At 64.1% G+C, this 18,298-nt stretch carries 10 protein-coding genes and 2 pseudogenes; 5 read left to right on the top strand and 7 right to left on the bottom strand.

Translation table 11 applies throughout. From position 1 onward, the window contains the following. Window positions 1-55 precede the first annotated feature (55 nt). The 7 genes and pseudogenes from DTW89_RS09485 to aceE all read right to left on the bottom strand — a co-directional run. Window positions 56-1,102, bottom strand: a pseudogene (locus DTW89_RS09485) (dihydrolipoyl dehydrogenase family protein); the annotation flags it as partial. Between the two features lie 100 nt (window positions 1,103-1,202). Next, window positions 1,203-2,471, bottom strand: a complete 1,269-nt coding sequence (locus DTW89_RS09480) for a ferredoxin reductase family protein (protein WP_236637087.1) — start codon at window positions 2,469-2,471, stop codon at window positions 1,203-1,205. Beyond that, the gene (locus DTW89_RS09475) at window positions 2,471-2,860 is read right to left on the bottom strand and encodes a PepSY domain-containing protein (protein WP_114655756.1); all 390 of its coding nucleotides are present in this window, start codon (window positions 2,858-2,860) and stop codon (window positions 2,471-2,473) included. Before DTW89_RS09475 ends, DTW89_RS09480 begins: the two co-directional genes overlap by 1 nt. Before the next feature lie 280 nt (window positions 2,861-3,140). After that, window positions 3,141-4,698: pseudogene (locus DTW89_RS09470) on the bottom strand (transposase). Window positions 4,699-4,806: 108 nt separating this feature from the next. Beyond that, window positions 4,807-6,669 carry a dihydrolipoyl dehydrogenase gene (lpdA, locus tag DTW89_RS09465; protein WP_114655759.1) on the bottom strand — a complete coding sequence of 621 codons (1,863 nt, stop codon included), beginning with the start codon at window positions 6,667-6,669 and terminating at the stop codon, window positions 4,807-4,809. Between the two features lie 16 nt (window positions 6,670-6,685). Then, window positions 6,686-8,380 (bottom strand): dihydrolipoyllysine-residue acetyltransferase, encoded by a 1,695-nt coding sequence (gene aceF / locus DTW89_RS09460; protein WP_114655755.1) that lies wholly within the window; start codon window positions 8,378-8,380, stop codon window positions 6,686-6,688. Between the two features lie 22 nt (window positions 8,381-8,402). Continuing rightward, complete coding sequence (aceE, locus tag DTW89_RS09455; RefSeq protein WP_114655754.1) at window positions 8,403-11,141, bottom strand: pyruvate dehydrogenase (acetyl-transferring), homodimeric type; 2,739 nt, start codon at window positions 11,139-11,141, stop codon at window positions 8,403-8,405. A gap of 213 nt (window positions 11,142-11,354) precedes the next feature. On the opposite strand from aceE, the gene DTW89_RS09450 reads away from it, so the two are divergent. The 5 genes from DTW89_RS09450 (at window position 11,355) to DTW89_RS09430 (ending at window position 18,252) form a co-directional block, all read left to right on the top strand. After that, a complete protein-coding gene (locus DTW89_RS09450; protein WP_114655753.1) occupies window positions 11,355-13,874 on the top strand; it encodes a PAS domain S-box protein in 2,520 nt (839 codons plus the stop codon). Continuing rightward, on the top strand, window positions 13,871-14,497 hold the full coding sequence (locus DTW89_RS09445; RefSeq protein WP_114655752.1) for a response regulator transcription factor: 627 nt from the start codon (window positions 13,871-13,873) through the stop codon (window positions 14,495-14,497). The genes DTW89_RS09450 and DTW89_RS09445 overlap by 4 nt, the downstream gene beginning before the upstream one ends. Before the next feature lie 73 nt (window positions 14,498-14,570). Then, entirely contained in the window at window positions 14,571-15,437 is an 867-nt protein-coding gene (gene folD / locus DTW89_RS09440; protein ID WP_114655751.1) for a bifunctional methylenetetrahydrofolate dehydrogenase/methenyltetrahydrofolate cyclohydrolase FolD, read from the top strand. Window positions 15,438-15,525: 88 nt separating this feature from the next. Further along, the gene (locus tag DTW89_RS09435) at window positions 15,526-17,559 is read left to right on the top strand and encodes a M3 family metallopeptidase (protein ID WP_114655750.1); all 2,034 of its coding nucleotides are present in this window, start codon (window positions 15,526-15,528) and stop codon (window positions 17,557-17,559) included. Window positions 17,560-17,610: 51 nt separating this feature from the next. Further along, complete coding sequence (locus DTW89_RS09430) at window positions 17,611-18,252, top strand: glutaredoxin family protein (RefSeq protein WP_114655749.1); 642 nt, start codon at window positions 17,611-17,613, stop codon at window positions 18,250-18,252. Window positions 18,253-18,298 lie beyond the last annotated feature (46 nt).

Below are 18,298 nucleotides of genomic sequence, written 5' to 3'. Positions count from 1 at the left end.
GGCCTGGGGGAACTTCTTGACTGCCATGGCCAGGCTCCGGTGGCAGTGCTCCGGCCTACTTGCGTGCCGGGGGCACGTCGGTGCACGACCCGTGCGCCACTTCCGCTGCCATGCCGATGGATTCCCCAAGTGTGGGGTGCGGGTGGATGGTCTTGCCGATGTCGACAGCGTCCGCACCCATCTCGATGGCCAGGGCGATCTCGCCGATCATGTCGCCCGCATGCGTGCCGACCATGCCGCCGCCCAGGATCTTGCCGTGGCCCCGGCCAGCATGGCCGTCTCCTGATCCTGCTTCGGGGCTGTCGTCAAACAGCAGCTTGGTCACACCCTCGTCGCGGCCATTGGCGATGGCGCGGCCTGAGGCGTTCCAGGGGAACAAACCCTTTTTGACCTTGATGCCCTGCGCCTTGGCCTGGTCTTCGGTCAGGCCCACCCAGGCCACTTCGGGGTCGGTGTAGGCCACGCTGGGGATCACGCGGGCGTTGAAGGCAGCGCTGGCCAGTTCCTTGTTACCTTGCAGTTCACCGGCAATCACTTCGGCTGCCACATGCGCCTCGTGCACCGCCTTGTGCGCCAGCATGGGCTGGCCCACGATGTCGCCGATGGCGAAGATGTGCGGCACGTTGGTGCGCATCTGGATGTCGACGTTGATGAAGCCGCGGTCCGTCACGGCCACGCCAGCCTTGTCGGCAGCGATCTTCTTGCCGTTGGGCGTGCGGCCCACGGCCTGCAGCACGAGGTCGTACACCTGGGGTTCGGGGGCGGTGCCGCCCTCTTCCGCTGCGGCAAACGTCACCTCGATGCCTTCGGGTGTGGCCTTCGCGCCCACCGTCTTGGTCTTGAGCATGATGTTGTCGAAACGCTTGGCGTTCATCTTCTGCCAGATCTTGACGAGGTCGCGGTCGGCGCCCTGCATCAGGCCGTCCATCATCTCGACCACGTCCAGGCGCGCGCCCAGGGTGGAATACACCGTGCCCATTTCGAGGCCGATGATGCCGCCGCCGAGGATGAGCATGCGCTTCGGAACACCCTGGAGCGCCAGGGCGCCGGTGGAGTCGACCACGCGCGGGTCGTCGGGCATGAAGGGCAGGCGCACGGCCTGGCAGGGCGAGCGCCATGGACAGGGCCAGGACTGAGACGAGCGTTTTCATGATGATGACCTTTGAAAAGAATGAGGGCTGTGGTGTGAGGCGCAGGTGTCTTCAGCGCAACGCGAACGCCTCGTGGTGAACGCGGCGTGGGCGCTGCCCCGTCGCCTGGAGGTCGGAGACGATGGCGTCGCGCAGGCCGACCGGTCCGCAGTAAAACAACTCCGCGTCGCGCAGCGGGAAGGGTGTCAGCTGGACCAGCCGTGAGGCCGTCAAGCGTCCGTCTTCGGCGCTGGCCACGATGTGCACGCTCAAGCCGGGGTGGCGTGCGGCGATGGCGGCCAAGCGCTCGGCGGCAAAGGCCTCGGCCCGCGTCGTCACCGCCCAGACCAGGGTGATTTCCTGCTGGTCGGCCTCGGTCAAGGCTTCGGCCCAGGCCAGGAAGGGCGTGATGCCGATGCCACCGGCCAGCCAGACCTGACGCCGCACCCGCTTGCGGAACACGAAGCGACCGTAAGGCCCTTCGATCCGCAGGCGCTGCCCCGGGGCCAGGCGATCGGGCAGACGCCGCGTCCAGCCGCCCAGGGCCTTGATGCCCAAGCGCAACTCGCCGTCGGCACGCGGGGCACTGGCGATGGTGAAGGGGTGGGCTTCGCGCAGCCCGGCGTCCGGGGCGGACACGAAGGCAAACTGACCCGGACGCCAGCGCAGGGGGCGACCTTCCGGGCGCAGCGTCAGCTCCGCGACCGCGCCGTGCGGCTCAACCTGCGCCACCACGAAGTTGCGTGGACGCAGGAAAGGCGCCACCAGTTGCGTGAACAGCCAGGCCGCGATTCCGGCCACGCTCAAGGCGTTCAGGTACAGGCTCAGCGTGCCGTCCAGGCCTTCGGGCTGGTCGATGGCGATCTGGTGAAACGCCGCCACCGCAAACAGCAGGCCGGTGAAGCGGTGCGTGAAGCGCCAGAGCGGCCAAGGCAGCTCCAGCTGGGTGAAGGGCACCCGCTTGAACCAGCTCAGCAGGATCAGCCCGATGAAGCCGTTGAAAGCGAACTCGCCCACATCGGCCGCAAAGTCACCCAGCCGGGTTTCACGCACCACGTCTTCCAGCTCGGGCTCGATCATGTTGTGACCGAGCATCAGCGCCAGGGCGGCAATGCCCAGCCACTTGTGCACCCCGTACATCCGGTCGAGCCCGCCAAACAGCGGCTCAATCCAGGAAGGGCGGGTGGACAGGATCAAGGCCAGGCTCATCGCGGCAATGGCGCCCGCCCCCAGGGCAATGCCCAAGGCCGTCTCTGTGCCAAAGGGGGCATAGGTCTGTGCGCCGAGCAGGCCGGCGTACAGCACGGCCAGCGTGACCAGGAGGGGTCCGACCCGGCGCATCACAGGCTCCTTAACGCGAGGGCAGCCGGCGCGTTCAGTGGCTTGCCAGCGTGTGCCTTGCCCGTCTTGCCCGCCGGGCTGCGTGCGCCTGGCAGGTAGCGCGACGCGTCGGCACCGGGGCGGAAGCGAACCTCCAGCTCCAGGATCGCAAGCGAGGCTGGATCGATCTTCAGTTCGACCTGGTTGCCGTCGCCGTCGCGGCCACGGACCTCGTAACAGCCATCGTCGATGCGCAGGCGTTCGGTTGTGATCCCGCGCTCGGTGACATGGGCCGTGACGTTCTCGCGCGACTGCCATTCGGCCATCGGGCGATGGCAATCGTCACTGGCCATTGCGGCGCCCGAACTGGTCATGGCGATCACGAGGGCGATGGGAAAGAGTGCTTTCATGGTGTGGCTCCTATATCCTTGATGACGTGAGGATGCTCCGCCAACATGACCTGAACCTGAACGAGGTGCCTGATGCACTTCAACGGATAGGCGTTTTAACCGCATGAGGCCAAGTATCGCACCGCGGAAGCGCCATCAAGCCGGCTGAGACACTCGATTTTCCCGCCCAGGTGTCAGGTTCACCACCAGGGTTTGGCGTTCAGGAGAGTGATTTGCGGCGCTCGGCGTGTACCGGGCGCAGAGCCAGTTCGCGGCAAGTCAAAATCGCCGCTTTGTTCATTCACCAACTGATGCGCTGATCGACCTCAAAGTCCGGTGCCGGTTGCGCCGCCAGGTCCCAGTCTGCTGGCTCGGTTTGCGCCCCGTCATCCATCTGCGCATCACTACAGTCATCCCACAGCGGTGGCCCGCGCGCCGGGGAGATGCGGGGTGGCTCTGAATCTGCCCCGATGTGGTCCAGGATGTGCCGGATGTCAGCGCTGTGCGTAATGAACGCGATGATGCGCATCTGCCCGCCACACAGCGGACACAAGAGGGGGAACACCTCGTAGATGCGGGCGATCAGCACCGCCCACAGGTAGTGCGCTGCACGCTTGGGCAGCACCGGCTCGCTCTGGGATGGCAGCGCGCTGCTCATCGGTACCACACCAGGCGCGCACTCCCCCGTGCTGATCGACGCGCCCAGCACGGGAGCGGCTTGCGCCGGTGTCGCCAGCGCCGTCACCGCAGCCCTCAGCGGCGAGTTTGGTGCCAGCACACCAAAGTAGCGGTGCCGGTGGGTGCGTGGTGGGGGTACCAGGGCGGCAATGCGGTCGATGAGCTCCAGCGGTGTGAGGTGCAGCTCATCAACCTTGGCACCACGCTTGTCACTGGTGGGCTCGCTGCGCTGTTTGGCACAGCGGTACACCAGTTTGCTTCCCTCTTTGCGTAGGCGCTCCATGGAAAACGGTGGACGCGCGCAATAGCGCAGCAGCCGCTCCAGCGCAGCGCGGTCGTGGGCTTCGATGCAGACACCGGCGTCCACCGAGAAGCCGCTGTGTTTGTAGCCCAGCATGTCTTTGGCGTCACAGTTCTCCAGCAGGCCCCGAGCAACGAAGGCGCGCAGGATGCGTTTTTGCAGTGTGGTCTGCACTGGGGCCACGGTAGCCGCATCGATGCCGGTGGCCGCGTGAAAGATGACACCCGGCGATGAGATTCGAGGGGTCGCATCAGCATCGCCCTCGCCCTCCACTTCCTCAAACACCCCGTCCACCACACAAGTGGAAGTGGACGTGTTCATTGAGGCTGGAGCCGAATCGGTGAATGAAGGCGATGGCACCGATGTGCAGGCCTGCCTTGTCCATATGGGCCGCACCGGGGCTGTGGGTCTGCAGAGTTTGTGCGATCACCCGCAGAAAGATGCGCAGCACCATGCTCAGCACCGCTCCGTCGCGTTGCATGAAGTACCGCAACCTCTTGGGCACGGAGAGCACCCACTGGCGCACCGGCAGGCGGGGGAAGACGTGGTCGCTCAGGTGTGCCGCCGTCTCCACCATCCGCCGCGTGGTGCACGAGGGGCAGACTCCACGGCCTTTGCAGGAGAAAGCGACGAAGTAGTCATGCCCGCAATCCTCGCAACGAGCGCGGGCGAAGCCATGGGCAAAGATGCCGCACTCCAGATATGTGGCAAACGCTTTGCGTACGAAGGGCTTGGGGGTGTGGTGGTCGCACTGGCCGTCGAACTGACCCGCGCTGGCCAACTCTAGCCAGGTCTCGTAGTGCTCGGCTACCGTTTGGTAGAGCAGCGTGCGTTCGGGGTGGCGTGGGTTGTAGAGTTTGGGTTTTGCAGTGATCGGCATGAATACTGTACAAATGCACAGTATTCTGCGGCGATTGTTTGGGTACGCAAAGCACAAGGCCCGAACCGTCGCCAGTTCGGGCCTTGTCAGGGTAGCTTGGCTGCGGACTTACTTGCGCGCAGGCGGCACATCCGTGCAGCTGCCATGCGCCACTTCCGCCGCCATGCCGATGCTCTCGCCCAGCGTCGGATGCGGGTGGATGGTCTTGCCGATGTCCACCGCATCGGCGCCCATCTCGATGGCCAGGGCAATCTCGCCAATCATGTCGCCTGCGTGGGTGCCCACGATGCCGCCGCCCAGGATCTTGCCGTGGCCATGGGCTTCGGGCGAGTCGTCGAACAGCAGCTTGGTCACGCCTTCGTCGCGGCCGTTGGCAATGGCGCGGCCCGAGGCCGTCCAGGGGAACAGGCCCTTCTTGACCTTGATGCCCTGCGCCTTGGCCTGGTCTTCGGTGAGGCCCACCCAAGCCACTTCGGGGTCGGTGTACGCCACGCTGGGGATCACGCGGGCGTTGAAAGCGGCGCTGGCCAGCTCCTTGTTTCCCTGCAGTTCTCCGGCGATGACCTCGGCCGCCACATGCGCTTCGTGCACCGCCTTGTGCGCCAGCATGGGCTGCCCGACGATGTCGCCAATGGCGAAGATGTGCGGCACGTTTGTGCGCATCTGGATATCGACGTTGATGAAGCCGCGGTCCGTCACCGCCACGCCGGCCTTGTCGGCGGCGATTTTCTTGCCGTTGGGCGTGCGGCCCACGGCCTGCAGCACGAGGTCGTACGTTTGCGGCTCGGGGGCGGTGCCGCCCTCTTCCGCTGGCGCAAACGTCACCTCGATGCCCTCGGGCGTAGCCTCGGCGCCCACGGTCTTGGTCTTCAACATGATGTTGTCGAAGCGCGGGGCGTTCATCTTCTGCCAGATCTTGACCAGGTCGCGGTCGGCGCCCTGCATCAGTCCGTCCATCATTTCGACCACGTCCAGGCGCGCGCCCAGCGTGCTATAGACCGTGCCCATTTCGAGGCCGATGATGCCGCCGCCCAGGATGAGCATGCGCTTCGGAACACCCTGGAGCGCCAGCGCGCCGGTGGAGTCGACCACGCGCGGGTCGTCGGGCATGAAGGGCAGGCGCACGGCCTGGCTGCCGGCGGCGATGATGGCTTTCTGGAAGCCGATGACCTTCTTGGTGCCGGTCTTCTCCTGGCCCGAGCCGGTGGTTTCTTCCACTTCGACGTGGTTGGCACCGACGAAGGCGCCGTAGCCGCGCACGGTGGTCACCTTGCGCATCTTGGCCATCTGGGCCAGGCCGCCGGTGAGTTTGCCGATGACTTTCTCTTTGTGGCCGCGCAGCGTGTCGACATTGACAGTGGGCGCGCCAAAGTCGATGCCAGCCGCCGACAGGTGGCTCACCTCATCCATCACCGCAGCCACATGCAGCAGCGCCTTACTGGGGATGCAGCCCACGTTCAGGCACACGCCGCCGAGCTGGGCGTAGCGCTCGACCAGCACAACCTTGAGGCCGAGGTCGGCCGCGCGGAAGGCGGCGCTGTAGCCGCCGGGGCCGCCGCCGAGCACGAGCAGATCGCACTCCAGATCGGCCGTGCCTGCAAAACTCGACGCTACTGGATTGATAGCTGCTTGCGCTTGTGCGGTAAGCGCTGGGGCCTGTTTTTGCTCTGAAGTTACTGGGGCAGCTGCGGGCGCTGGCGCAGGTGCAGCGGCAGGTGCTGCAACGCCAGCGCCCTCCACTTCCAGCGTCAGCACCACGGAGCCCTTGGCGACCTTGTCGCCCAGTTTCACGCGCAGTTCTTTGACCACACCCGCGTGGCTGGAGGGAATCTCCATGGAGGCCTTGTCAGACTCCACGGTGATCAGGCTTTGCTCGGCCTTAATGGTGTCGCCGGGTTGGACTAGCACCTCGATGACGGCCACCTCGGCAAAGTCGCCGATGTCGGGCACCTTGATATCGATTGTTGCCATGTGCATTGCCCTTTCGTTACATCACGATGCGGCGGAAGTCCGCCAGCAGCGAGGCAAAGTACACGTTGAAGCGCGCAGCACTGGCGCCGTCGATCACGCGATGGTCCCAGCTGAGCGACAGGGGCAGCATCAGGCGCGGTGCGAACTGCTGGCCGTCCCATTGGGGTTCCAGGCTGCTCTTGCACACACCCATGATGGCGACTTCGGGCGCGTTGATGATGGGCGTGAAGTAACGCCCACCAATGCCGCCCAGCGAGCTGATGGAGAAGCACCCGCCGGTCATGTCGGCCGGGCCCAGCTTGCCGTCGCGCGCTTTCTTCGCCAGGTCACCCATCTCTTGCGAGATTTGCACGATGCCCTTCTGGTCGGCGTCGCGGATCACGGGCACCACCAGGCCGTTGGGCGTGTCGGCCGCAAAGCCGATGTGGAAGTAGTTCTTCATCACCAGCTGGTCGCCGTCGAGCGAAGCATTGAACTCGGGGAACTTCTTGAGCGCGGCCACGGCGGCCTTGATCATGAAGGCGAGCATGGTGACCTTGACGCCACTTTTCTCGTTCTCTTTGTTGAACTGCACGCGGAAGGCTTCGAGGTCGGTGATGTCGGCATCGTCGTGGTTGGTGACGTGCGGGATGACGACCCAGTTGCGGTGCAGGTTGGCACCGCTGATCTTCTTGATACGCGAGAGGTCTTTGCGCTCCACCGGGCCGAACTTGGCGAAGTCCACCTTGGGCCAGGGCAGCAGGTTCAGGCCCTCGCCCGAGCCGCCGCTACTGGCGGCGGGTGCCTTGGCTGCCTGCGCCTTGGTTTGCGTGGCGCCGCCCATCACCGCCTTGGTGAAACCCTGGATGTCGTCTTGCGTGATGCGACCCTTGGGGCCAGTGCCCCTGACTTCGTCGAGCGGCACACCGAGTTCGCGGGCGAATTTGCGCACCGAGGGGCTGGCGTGTGGCAGGCCGGCAGCGGGCGTGCCGGGCTGGTGCGCGGGCACGGAGGCAGAGGCGATAGCGGTTGCGGGGGGCGCAGCCGCTGCCACAGCGGCGGCAGGAACTGGCGCTGCTGATGCGGCCGGTGCGGCTGGAGCAACCGCCGCTGGCGCATTGCCCGCCGAGCCTTCCAGCACGGCCACAAGGTCGCCGATGTTGACGGTGTCGCCGATCTTGACCTTGAGTTCCTTGATCACGCCCGCAGCGGGCGAAGGGATCTCCATGGATGCCTTGTCGGATTCGACCGTGAAGAGCGATTGCTCCAGCTTGACCGTGTCGCCGGGCTTGACCAGCAGCTCGATCACGGCCACGTCCTTGAAGTCGCCGATGTCGGGCACGCGCACTTCGATGGGGCCGACAGGCGCCGCTGCGTCGGGCGCCGGTGCAGCAACGGGAGCGGCGCTGGGCGTCGGTGTTTTTGCTATTTTTTCAATAGCTGCTTGCGCTTGCTGCGATTGGGCTGGTGTTGAATTTGATTCAGAAACAGCACCAACCACTTCGAGCGTGAGCACCACCGAGCCTTGCTTGACCTTGTCGCCGACCTGCACCCGCAGGTCCTTGACCACGCCCGCATGGCTGGAGGGAATCTCCATGGATGCCTTGTCGGACTCGACCGTGATCAGCGATTGCTCGGCCTTGACGGTGTCGCCGGGCTTGACCAGCAACTCGATCACGCCGACTTCGTCGAAGTCACCGATGTCCGGAACTTGGATTTCTACCAATGCCATTGTTGTCTCCAGTTGGTTCGGTTTACGCGTACAGCGGGTTGACCTTGTCGGCCTGGATGTTGTACTTGGCAATGGCCTCGGCCACCTTGGTGGCGGGCAGCACACCGTCTTCGCTCAGCGCCTTGAGGGCGGCCACCACGATGTAGTGGCGGTTGACCTCGAAGTGCTCGCGCAGCTTGCTGCGGAAGTCGCTGCGGCCAAAACCGTCGGTGCCCAGCACCTTGTAGGTGCGGCCCTTCGGGATGAACGGACGGATCTGCTCGGCATAGGCCTTCATGTAGTCGGTGGATGCCACTACCGGGCCGGAGCTGGTGCCCAGCTGTTGCGCCACGAAGGGCACGCGCGGCGTTTCCAGCGGGTGCAGCAGGTTCCAGCGCTCGGCGTCCTGGCCTTCGCGGGTGAGCTCGTTGAAGCTGGGGCAGCTCCACACGTCGGCCTGAATGCCCCAGTCGGCAGCCAGCAGGGTTTGGGCGGCGATGGATTCGCGCAGGATGGTGCCCGAGCCCAGCAGCTGCACGCGCTTTTCACTGGCGCCGGAGGTGCCCTGCGGTGGCACGGCGCCGGGCTTGCACATATACATGCCCTTGATGATCTGCTCTTCGGTGCCCGCCGTGAGGCCGGGCATGGGGTAGTTCTCGTTGAGCAGCGTGATGTAGTAGAAAACGTTCTCCTGCTGCTCGACCATGCGCTTCATGCCGTGGTGCATGATCACCGCCACTTCGTGGGCGAAGGTGGGATCGTAGGTCACGCAGTTGGGGATGGTGTTGGCCAGGATGTGGCTGTGGCCATCTTCGTGTTGCAGGCCTTCGCCGTTGAGCGTGGTGCGGCCCGACGTACCGCCCAGCAAAAAGCCGCGTGCCTGCATGTCACCGGCTGCCCAGGCCAGGTCGCCAATGCGCTGAAAACCGAACATCGAGTAGTACACGTAGAACGGCACCATGATGCGGTTGTTGGTGCTGTAGCTGGTGGCCGCCGCGATCCAGCTGGCCATGCCGCCGGCTTCGTTGATGCCCTCTTGCAAAATCTGGCCGGCCTTGTCTTCGCGGTAATACATCACCTGGTCGCGATCGACCGGGGTGTAGAGCTGGCCCTTGGGGTTGTAGATGCCGATCTGGCGGAACAGCCCTTCCATGCCGAAGGTGCGGGCCTCGTCCACCAGGATGGGCACCACGCGCGGGCCCAGGGCCTGGTCACGCAGCAGCTGGGTGACAAAGCGCACATAGGCCTGCGTGGTGCTGATCTCGCGGCCCTCGGCCGTGGGCTCCAGGATGGCCTTGAAGGTTTCGATGGCGGGCACGGTGAAGTGCTCGTCGGCCTTGACGCGGCGCTTGGGCAGGTAACCGCCCAGTGCCTTGCGGCGCTCGTGCAGGTATTTGATTTCCGGCGTGTCGTCGGCAGGCTTGTAATAAGGAATCTTGTGCAGCTCGCTGTCCGGGATCGGGATGTTGAACCGGTCGCGGATGTACTTGATGTCCTCATCACTGAGCTTCTTGGTCTGGTGCACAGTGTTTTTGCCTTCACCGGCCTTGCCCATGCCGTAGCCCTTGACGGTCTTGATGAGCAGCACCGTGGGCTGCCCCTTGTGCTCGTTGGCTGCATGAAAAGCGGCGTAAACCTTGGTGGGCTCGTGGCCGCCCCGGCGCAGCTCGAACACTTCTTCGTCGGTCATGTGCTCGACAAGTTGCAGCGTCTCGGGGTATTTGCCAAAGAAGTTCTTGCGCACGAAGGCACCGTCGTTGGCCTTCATGGCCTGGTAGTCGCCGTCCAGCGTCTCCATCATCAGCTGTTTGAGCTTGCCGGTCTTGTCGCGGGCCAGCAGCGCATCCCAGCCAGCGCCCCACAGCAGCTTGATGACGTTCCAGCCGCTGCCACGGAACTCGCCTTCGAGCTCTTGCACGATCTTGCCGTTGCCGCGCACCGGACCGTCCAGGCGCTGCAGGTTGCAGTTGACCACGAAGATCAGGTTGTCGAGGTTTTCGCGCGCGGCAAGGCCAATGGCGCCCAGCGATTCGGGCTCGTCCATTTCGCCGTCGCCACAGAACACCCAGACCTTGCGGTTTTCGGTGTTGGCAATGCCCCGGGCGTGCAGATATTTGAGAAAACGCGCCTGGTAAATGGCCATCAGCGGGCCCAGCCCCATCGACACGGTGGGGAACTGCCAGAACTCGGGCATCAGCTTGGGGTGCGGGTAACTCGATAGCCCCTTGCCGTCCACTTCCTGGCGGAAGCTGTCGAGCTGCTCTTCGGTCAGACGGCCTTCAAGGAAGGCGCGGGCATAGATGCCGGGCGAGCTGTGGCCCTGAATGTAGAGCAGGTCGCCGCCGTGGCCCTCGCTCTCGGCGTGCCAGAAATGGTTGAAGCCCGCCCCAAACATGCTGGCCACGGAGGCGAACGAGCCGATGTGGCCACCCAGATCACCGCCGTCGGCCGGGTCCAGCCGGTTGGCGCGCACCACCATGGCCATGGCGTTCCAGCGCATGTAGGCGCGCAGGCGCTTTTCGATGGCGATGTTGCCGGCGCAGTGGGCCTCCTGCTCGGGCTCGATGGTGTTCACGTAACCCGTATTGCCCGAGAACGGCATGTCAATGCTGCTCTGGCGGGCATGTTCGAGCAATTGTTCGATCAGGAAATGGGCGCGCTCAGCACCTTCCTTGTCGATGACCGCGGACAGCGCGTCCATCCACTCACGGGTTTCTTGCTGATCGGTGTCGGTGGCGGGCGCGGCGCCGTTTCCGGCCAGGGGGTCGGGCTGAGCTGACATGCTTGTCTCCTGTGTGTAAGGGTGCAATTTAGTACGTTGCCCGAAGTTTCGCATATTTTTCTTTAATTTCAAATTGCGCTTATACATTCCGCATAATGGAATTTACGTGCCAACAACCACAAACCCCGCAGACCCAAAGCCCCGGCCTGCCCCTCTACACTTGGCACCTATGAACACCACCCCAATCACGGACCAAACCACGCCGGCAGCCCCCTGGCCACCCCCGCGCACTGGTGGCGTTCGTGGTGGCGCAACCTCTCGCCGGCCCGGCAAGACCGTTTTGCTGCACTGGCACCGCTGGCTGCCGTGCTGCTGTTCATGGCGGCCATCGTGGCGGCTTTCTGGTATTTGCGGGCAGAAGAGGTCGAACGCGAACACGAAGCCCTCAAGCGCGATGTGGAATACGCCCAGCAGCGCGTGCGCCTGCGGCTGCTGGAGCGCCAGGAACAGCTGATGCGCGTCGCGCGCGATTTGTCCAACCAGGAAGTGGATCGCGCAGGTTTTGTGAGCCAAGCCGAATCCCTGATCAGCCAGCACCCCGAATTGCAGGCAATCACCTGGATCGATGAAAAAAAACGCATCCGCGCCAGCCATGCCGCTCCCACGCTGGGCAGCAGCGAGTTGCGCGTGGCCGGCGAAGTGCTGACCCCTGGCGACACCGCAGACACCTTTGAGCTGGCACGCGACCTTCAGCAACCCGTGTATTCGCAGCCCACCGCAACCCAGGGCGACTCCGCGCCGCTGCTGCAATTGCAGGTGCCCCTGAGCCACCAGGGCAAATTCAGTGGCGTGGTGCTGGGGGAATATTCCATCGACAGCCTGTTGCGCTATGGCACGCCCACCGAAGTGCTGGCACGTTATGCCGTCACGCTGCTCGATGGCAACAACCAGTTGCTGGCCGGCACGCCGCTGGGCCCTCGCGACTCCAGCATCCCGGTGTTGCCCTGGCGAAAACGCGCGAACCAGTACGAAGTGCCCGTCTCGCCGGTGGGCAACGGACTGGTGCTGCGGGCGCAGGCCTACCGCACGTCCCTCGGTGTGGTGGGCAGCGGCCTGTTCTGGCTGGTGGGCACGCTCAGCGCCATGACGGCCTGGATGCTGATAGCCACCTGGCGCCACACCCGCCGGCGCATGCAGGCCCAGCAAGCGCTGGTGGCCGAAACCAACTTTCGCCGGGCCATGGAAAATTCTGTGCTCACCGGCATGCGCGCGCTTGATCTGGAGGGGCGCATCACCTATGTCAATGCGGCTTTTTGCCAGATGACCGGCTGGAGCGAGTCCGAACTGGTGGGCCTGACGCCCCCTTTCCCCTACTGGCCCGAATCCGACTATGAAACGCTGTACGCCAAGCTGCGCGAAGAGATCAGCGGCAAGACCGTGCCCGGCGGGTTTCATGTGCGCGTGCGGCGCAAGAGCGGTACCCAGTTTGATGCGCGGCTGTATGTGTCTCCGCTGATCGACGCCCACGGCCAGCAAACCGGCTGGATGACGTCCATGACCGACATCACCGAGCCCAACCGTATTCGGGAGCAGCTGACGGCCTCGCATGAGCGTTTCACCATCGTGCTCGAATCGCTGGACGCCTCGGTTTCGGTGGCGCCGCTGGGCAGCCAGGAATTGCTGTTTGCCAACAAGCTCTACCGCCAGTGGTTTGGCTCGCAAACCGTTGGACATTTGCAGCTGGTGGCCCAGGCGGGCGTGCTGCCGGCCTCCGACAGCAACCCCACGGGCATGGACGACGAGGACGGGCTGATGGGCTTGCCCACTGACTCTCTGACCAGCGCACGCACCGAAAACGCCGAAATCTACCTGCCCGAGCTGGGCAAATGGCTGGAAGTGCGCTCTCGCTACCTCAACTGGGTGGACGGCCGCCTGGCCCAGATGGTGATTGCCACCGACATCACGCCGCGCCGCCTGGCCGAGGAGCAGTCGGCGCGCCAGGCCGAGCGGGCCCAGTCGGTCAGCCGCCTGATCACCATGGGCGAGATGGCGTCGAGCGTGGCGCACGAACTCAACCAGCCCCTGACGGCCATCAGCAACTACTGCAGCGGCATGGTTTCGCGCATCCAGAGCGGCCAGATCACCGAAGAAGCCCTGCTCACCGCCCTGCAAAAAACGGCGCACCAGGCCCAGCGCGCGGGCCAGATCATCCAGCGCATCCGGGCTTTTGTGAAAAAAAGCGAACCCAATCGTGCACTGGCCGATGTGCACTCGATGGTGGACGAGGCCGTCGAGCTGGCCGACATCGAGCTGCGCCGCCACAACGTGCGCCTGACCCACTACGTGGCGGCGCGACTGCCGCCGGTGATGGCGGACACCATCCTGATTGAGCAGGTGCTCGTCAATCTCATGAAAAACGGGGCCGAGGCCATCCAGATGGCCAACCGCCCCACTTCGGGCCGCAGCGTGGAACTGCGCGTGGTGCCCAAGCACATCGAAGACCGCGAAGTGGTGGAGTTTTCGGTGCAGGACACCGGCAAAGGACTGGCGCCCGAAGTGCTCGAACGCCTGTTTGAGGCCTTTTTCTCCACCAAGGAGGAAGGCATGGGCATGGGCCTGAACCTGTGCCGCAGCATCGTCGAATCCCACCATGGCCGGATGCAGGCACAGAACCTCTACAATGGTTCCGAGGTCACAGGCTGCCGGTTCTCCTTCTGGCTTCCGCTTGCCAAGCCTGTGGATGCCACTACAGATTCTGTAGCAAACGCACAACCCCCAAGGACAATTGCATGAGTTTGATTCCGAAAAAAGGCACCGTTTACGTGGTGGACGACGATGAGGCGGTTCGCGACTCGCTTCAGTGGCGGCTGGAGGGCAAGGACTACCGGGTACGCTGCTTTGATTCGGCCGAAACCTTCCTCTCGCGCTACGACCCGCGCGAGGTGGCCTGCCTGATCGTCGACATCCGCATGGGCGGCATGACTGGGCTGGAGCTGCAGGACCGCCTGATCGAGCGCAAATCACCCCTTCCCATCGTTTTCATTACCGGCCACGGCGATGTCCCCATGGCCGTCAACACCATGAAAAAAGGCGCGCTCGATTTCATCCAGAAGCCTTTTGATGAAGAAGAGCTCGTCGGGCTGGTCGAACGCATGCTGGACCATGCCCGTGAAGCCTTTGCCGGCTATCAGCAAGCCGCCAGCCGCGACGCCCTGCTGTCCAAGCTCACGGGCCGCGAAGCCCAGGTGCTCGAGCGCATCGTCGCCGGTCGCCTGAACAAGCAGATCGCCGACGACCTGGGCATCAGCATCAAGACCGTGGAAGCGCACCGCGCCAACATCATGGAAAAGCTCAACGCCAACACGGTGGCCGATCTGCTCAAGATCGCCTTGGGCCAGAGCGCCCCCAAAACCTGATTGCTCATTAATTGATAGCTACTAGCGCTTATCCATAAAGCGCTACAGGCCATTTTGACTTGTATTTTTTGATATGACCGCACAACTCATCGACGGCAACGCCCTGTCCCGCCAACTACGCACCGAAGTCGCCCAGCGCGCTGCAGCCCTCAAAGCACGGGGCACCACGCCCGGCCTCGCTGTAGTACTGGTCGGCGACAACCCGGCGTCGCAGGTTTATGTGCGCAACAAGGTCAAGGCGTGCGAAGACAGTGGCCTGCATTCGGTGCTGGAAAAATACGAAGCCGACATGACCGAAGCCGCGCTGCTGGCGCGCGTGCAGGCACTCAACAACGACCCCGCCATCCACGGCATCCTCGTGCAGCTGCCCCTGCCCAAGCACATCGACGCGCAAAAAGTCATCGAGGCCATCTCGCCCGCCAAGGACGTGGACGGTTTTCACATCGCCAGCGCCGGGGCGCTGATGACCGGTATGCCCGGTTTCTGGCCCTGCACGCCCTATGGCTGCATGAAGATGCTGGAGTCGCTCAATGACGGCAAGGGCTACGACCTCCGGGGCAAGCACGCGGTGGTCATTGGACGCAGCAACATCGTGGGCAAGCCCATGGCGCTGATGCTGCTGCAAAAAGATGCCACCGTCACCGTCTGCCATTCGCGCACAACCGACCTCAAGGCCCAGACGCTGCAGGCCGATGTGATCGTCGCCGCCGTGGGCAAGCGCAACGTGCTGACTGCCGACATGGTCAAGCCCGGCGCCGTGGTGATCGACGTGGGCATGAACCGCAACGACGAAGGCAAGCTGTGCGGTGATGTGGATTTCGAGGGCGTGAAAAACGTGGCCGGCTGGATCACCCCTGTCCCCGGAGGGGTGGGGCCCATGACCATTACCATGCTGCTGGTCAACACCCTTGAAGCCGCCGAGCGCGCTGCGGGTGCATGACACCTGTCGAGCGCTGATTGCCAATTGCCGCCCACTTATCGCCGTTTCGCAACTTGAACCCGCGCCCCCAGGCGCCATCTACCACCGCATGAGCAACGCCCTCCTCGACTTCTCCGACCTTCCCCAGTTTGACCGGATCACGCCCGCTGACGTTGCCCCTGCGATGGACGCGTTGCTGGAGAAGGCCAGCGCAGCCCTTGAAACGGTCACGGCCGTCGATTTTCCGGCCCGCTGGGACGCCATTGCAAAGGTGCTGGATGTCGCCACAGAACATCTGGGCACGGCCTGGGGGGCCGTCAGTCATCTGAACAGCGTGGCCGACACCCCAGAGTTGCGCGCCGCCTACAACGCGGCGTTGCCCCGGGTCACCGAGTTCTGGACCCGCCTCGGAGCCGATGAGCGCCTGTACGCCAAGTACAAGGCCATCGACCCTGCCAGTCTGACCCCTGAGCAGCGCCAGGCCCACAAAAACGCCGTGCGCAACTTCGTCCTGAGCGGCGCCGAACTCACGGGGGCCGCCAAGGAGCGTTTCGCCGAGATCCAGGAGCGGCAGGCCGAGTTGAGCCAGAAATTCAGCGAAAACGCGCTCGACGCCACTGACGCCTTTGCCTACTACGCCACGGCCGAAGAACTGGATGGTGTGCCCGCTGACGTGCAGCAAACGGCGCTGGCTGCTGCCCAGGCAGAAGGCAAAAGCGGCTACAAGCTCACGCTGAAGATGCCTTGCTATCTGCCGGTGATGCAGTTCGCCACCCGCAGCGCACTGCGCGAAACCATGTACCGCGCCTACGTCACGCGTGCCTCTGACCAGGCCGAAGGCGACGCCCGGCGCTTTGACAACTCGGCGCTCATCGGTGAAATCCTGGTGCTGCGCCGCGAAGAAGCCCGGCTCCTTGGGTACGACAACTTCGGACAGGTGTCTGTAGTGCCCAAGATGGCCCAGTCGCCCGAAGAAGTGGTCACCTTCCTGCGCGATCTGGCGCGCCGCGCCCGTCCCTACGCCGAAAAAGACGTGGCCGATCTGCGCCATTTCGCAGCCAGCCAGCTGGGCCTGCAGGATCCACAGGCATGGGACTGGCCCTATCTTGCCGAGAAGCTCAAGGAGGCGCGCTATGCCTTCAGCGAGCAGGAAGTCAAAAAGTTCTTCACGGCACCCAAGGTGTTGGCGGGTCTTTTCAAGATCATCGAAACACTGTTCGAGGTCAGCATCCGCCGCGACTGCGCCCCTGTATGGAACGCCGCCGTAGAGTTTTATCGCATCGAGCGCAACGGGCAGCTGGTGGGCCAGTTCTATCTCGACCAACCCGCCCGCACCGGCAAACGCGGTGGCGCCTGGATGGATGACGTGCGCACACGCTGGCTGCGGCCCGACACCGGCGTGCTCCAGACGCCCGTGGCGCATCTGGTATGCAATTTTGCCGATGGCGTGGACGGCAAGCCACCGCTGCTCACGCACGACGACGTGATCACCCTGTTTCACGAATTCGGCCACGGCTTGCACCACATGCTGACGCAGGTGAACGAGCGCGACGTGTCCGGCATTGGCGGTGTCGAGTGGGATGCGGTCGAGTTGCCCAGCCAGTTCATGGAGAACTTCTGCTGGGAATGGGACGTGCTGCGCAACATGACCGCCCACGTTGACACTGGCGAGCCGCTGCCGCGCGTGCTGTTCGACAAGATGACCGCCGCCAAGAATTTTCAGAGCGGTATGGCAACCCTGCGCCAGATCGAGTTTGCGCTGTTCGACATGCTGCTGCACACCGACCACGATCCTGCCCAGGACTTCATGCCCTTGCTGGCCGAGGTGCGCAGCGAAGTGTCGGTGCTGCCACCGCCCTCCTTCAGCCGCACGGCCCACACCTTCAGCCATATTTTTGCCGGCGGCTATGCCGCAGGCTACTACAGCTACAAATGGGCAGAAGTGCTGAGCGCCGATGCCTATGCGGCCTTTGAAGAAACCGCCCTCAGCGACGGTTTACCCAGCACCGAAACGGGTCGCCGCTACCGCGAGGCCATCCTGGAAGTGGGTGGCAGCCGCCCTGCCATGGAATCCTTCAAGGCATTCCGCGGGCGCGAGCCCAATCTGGACGCCCTGCTCCGCCACCAAGGCATGGCAGACTAATCCCTCGGCCCATTCTTTTGTACCGACTCTGATTCACCAGGAGATTGACCCATGCGCAAGCCATTGTGTACCCCGTTGCTGGCCTCGTTCCTGTTGGCCCTGGCGGGTGTCGGCGCCCATGCCCAGGCCGTGTACCGGATTGTCGGCCCCGACGGAAAAGTAACCTTCTCCGACCGGGCACCAGACACCGCCGCCAAGCCTGCTCAAAGCACCACGTCGGGCACGGGTGCCACCGGTGCGGCCCTGCCCTATGAGCTGCAGCAAGTCGCCACGCGTTTCCCGGTCACGCTTTACACGGGCACTGACTGCACGCCATGCAACAACGCGCGCAATCTGCTGGTGGGGCGCGGTATTCCCTTTACCGAGCGCACGATCACCACCAATGAGGACATTGATGCGCTGCAACGGCTCAGCGGAGGCAACGGCCTGCCGTTCGGCACGATTGGCGGCCAGCAACTGGCCGGGTTCTCCGACAGCGAGTGGACCCAGTACCTGAACGCTGCGGGCTACCCCAAGCAATCGCAATTGCCCTCAAACTACCGCCGCCCGCCCGCCACACCGCTGGTGGCCGTCAAGGCCGCGCAACCTGCGGCGCCCACGGCACCCGAAAACAGGGCGCCTGCAGAGCGCCAGCGCCCCGCTCCTGCAACAGACGGGCCCACGCCCAACAATCCGGCAGGTATCCGGTTCTAAGCCCTGCTGATGAAGTCGGCATGTGCCGGCCATGCGAGCTCGTGCG

The sequence above is a fragment of the Acidovorax sp. BoFeN1 genome, from assembly GCF_003345135.1.
Classification (GTDB): domain Bacteria; phylum Pseudomonadota; class Gammaproteobacteria; order Burkholderiales; family Burkholderiaceae_C; genus Acidovorax; species Acidovorax defluvii.
The sequence above is the reverse complement of the archived record's forward strand: the minus strand, read 5'-3'. Positions and strand labels throughout refer to the sequence as shown.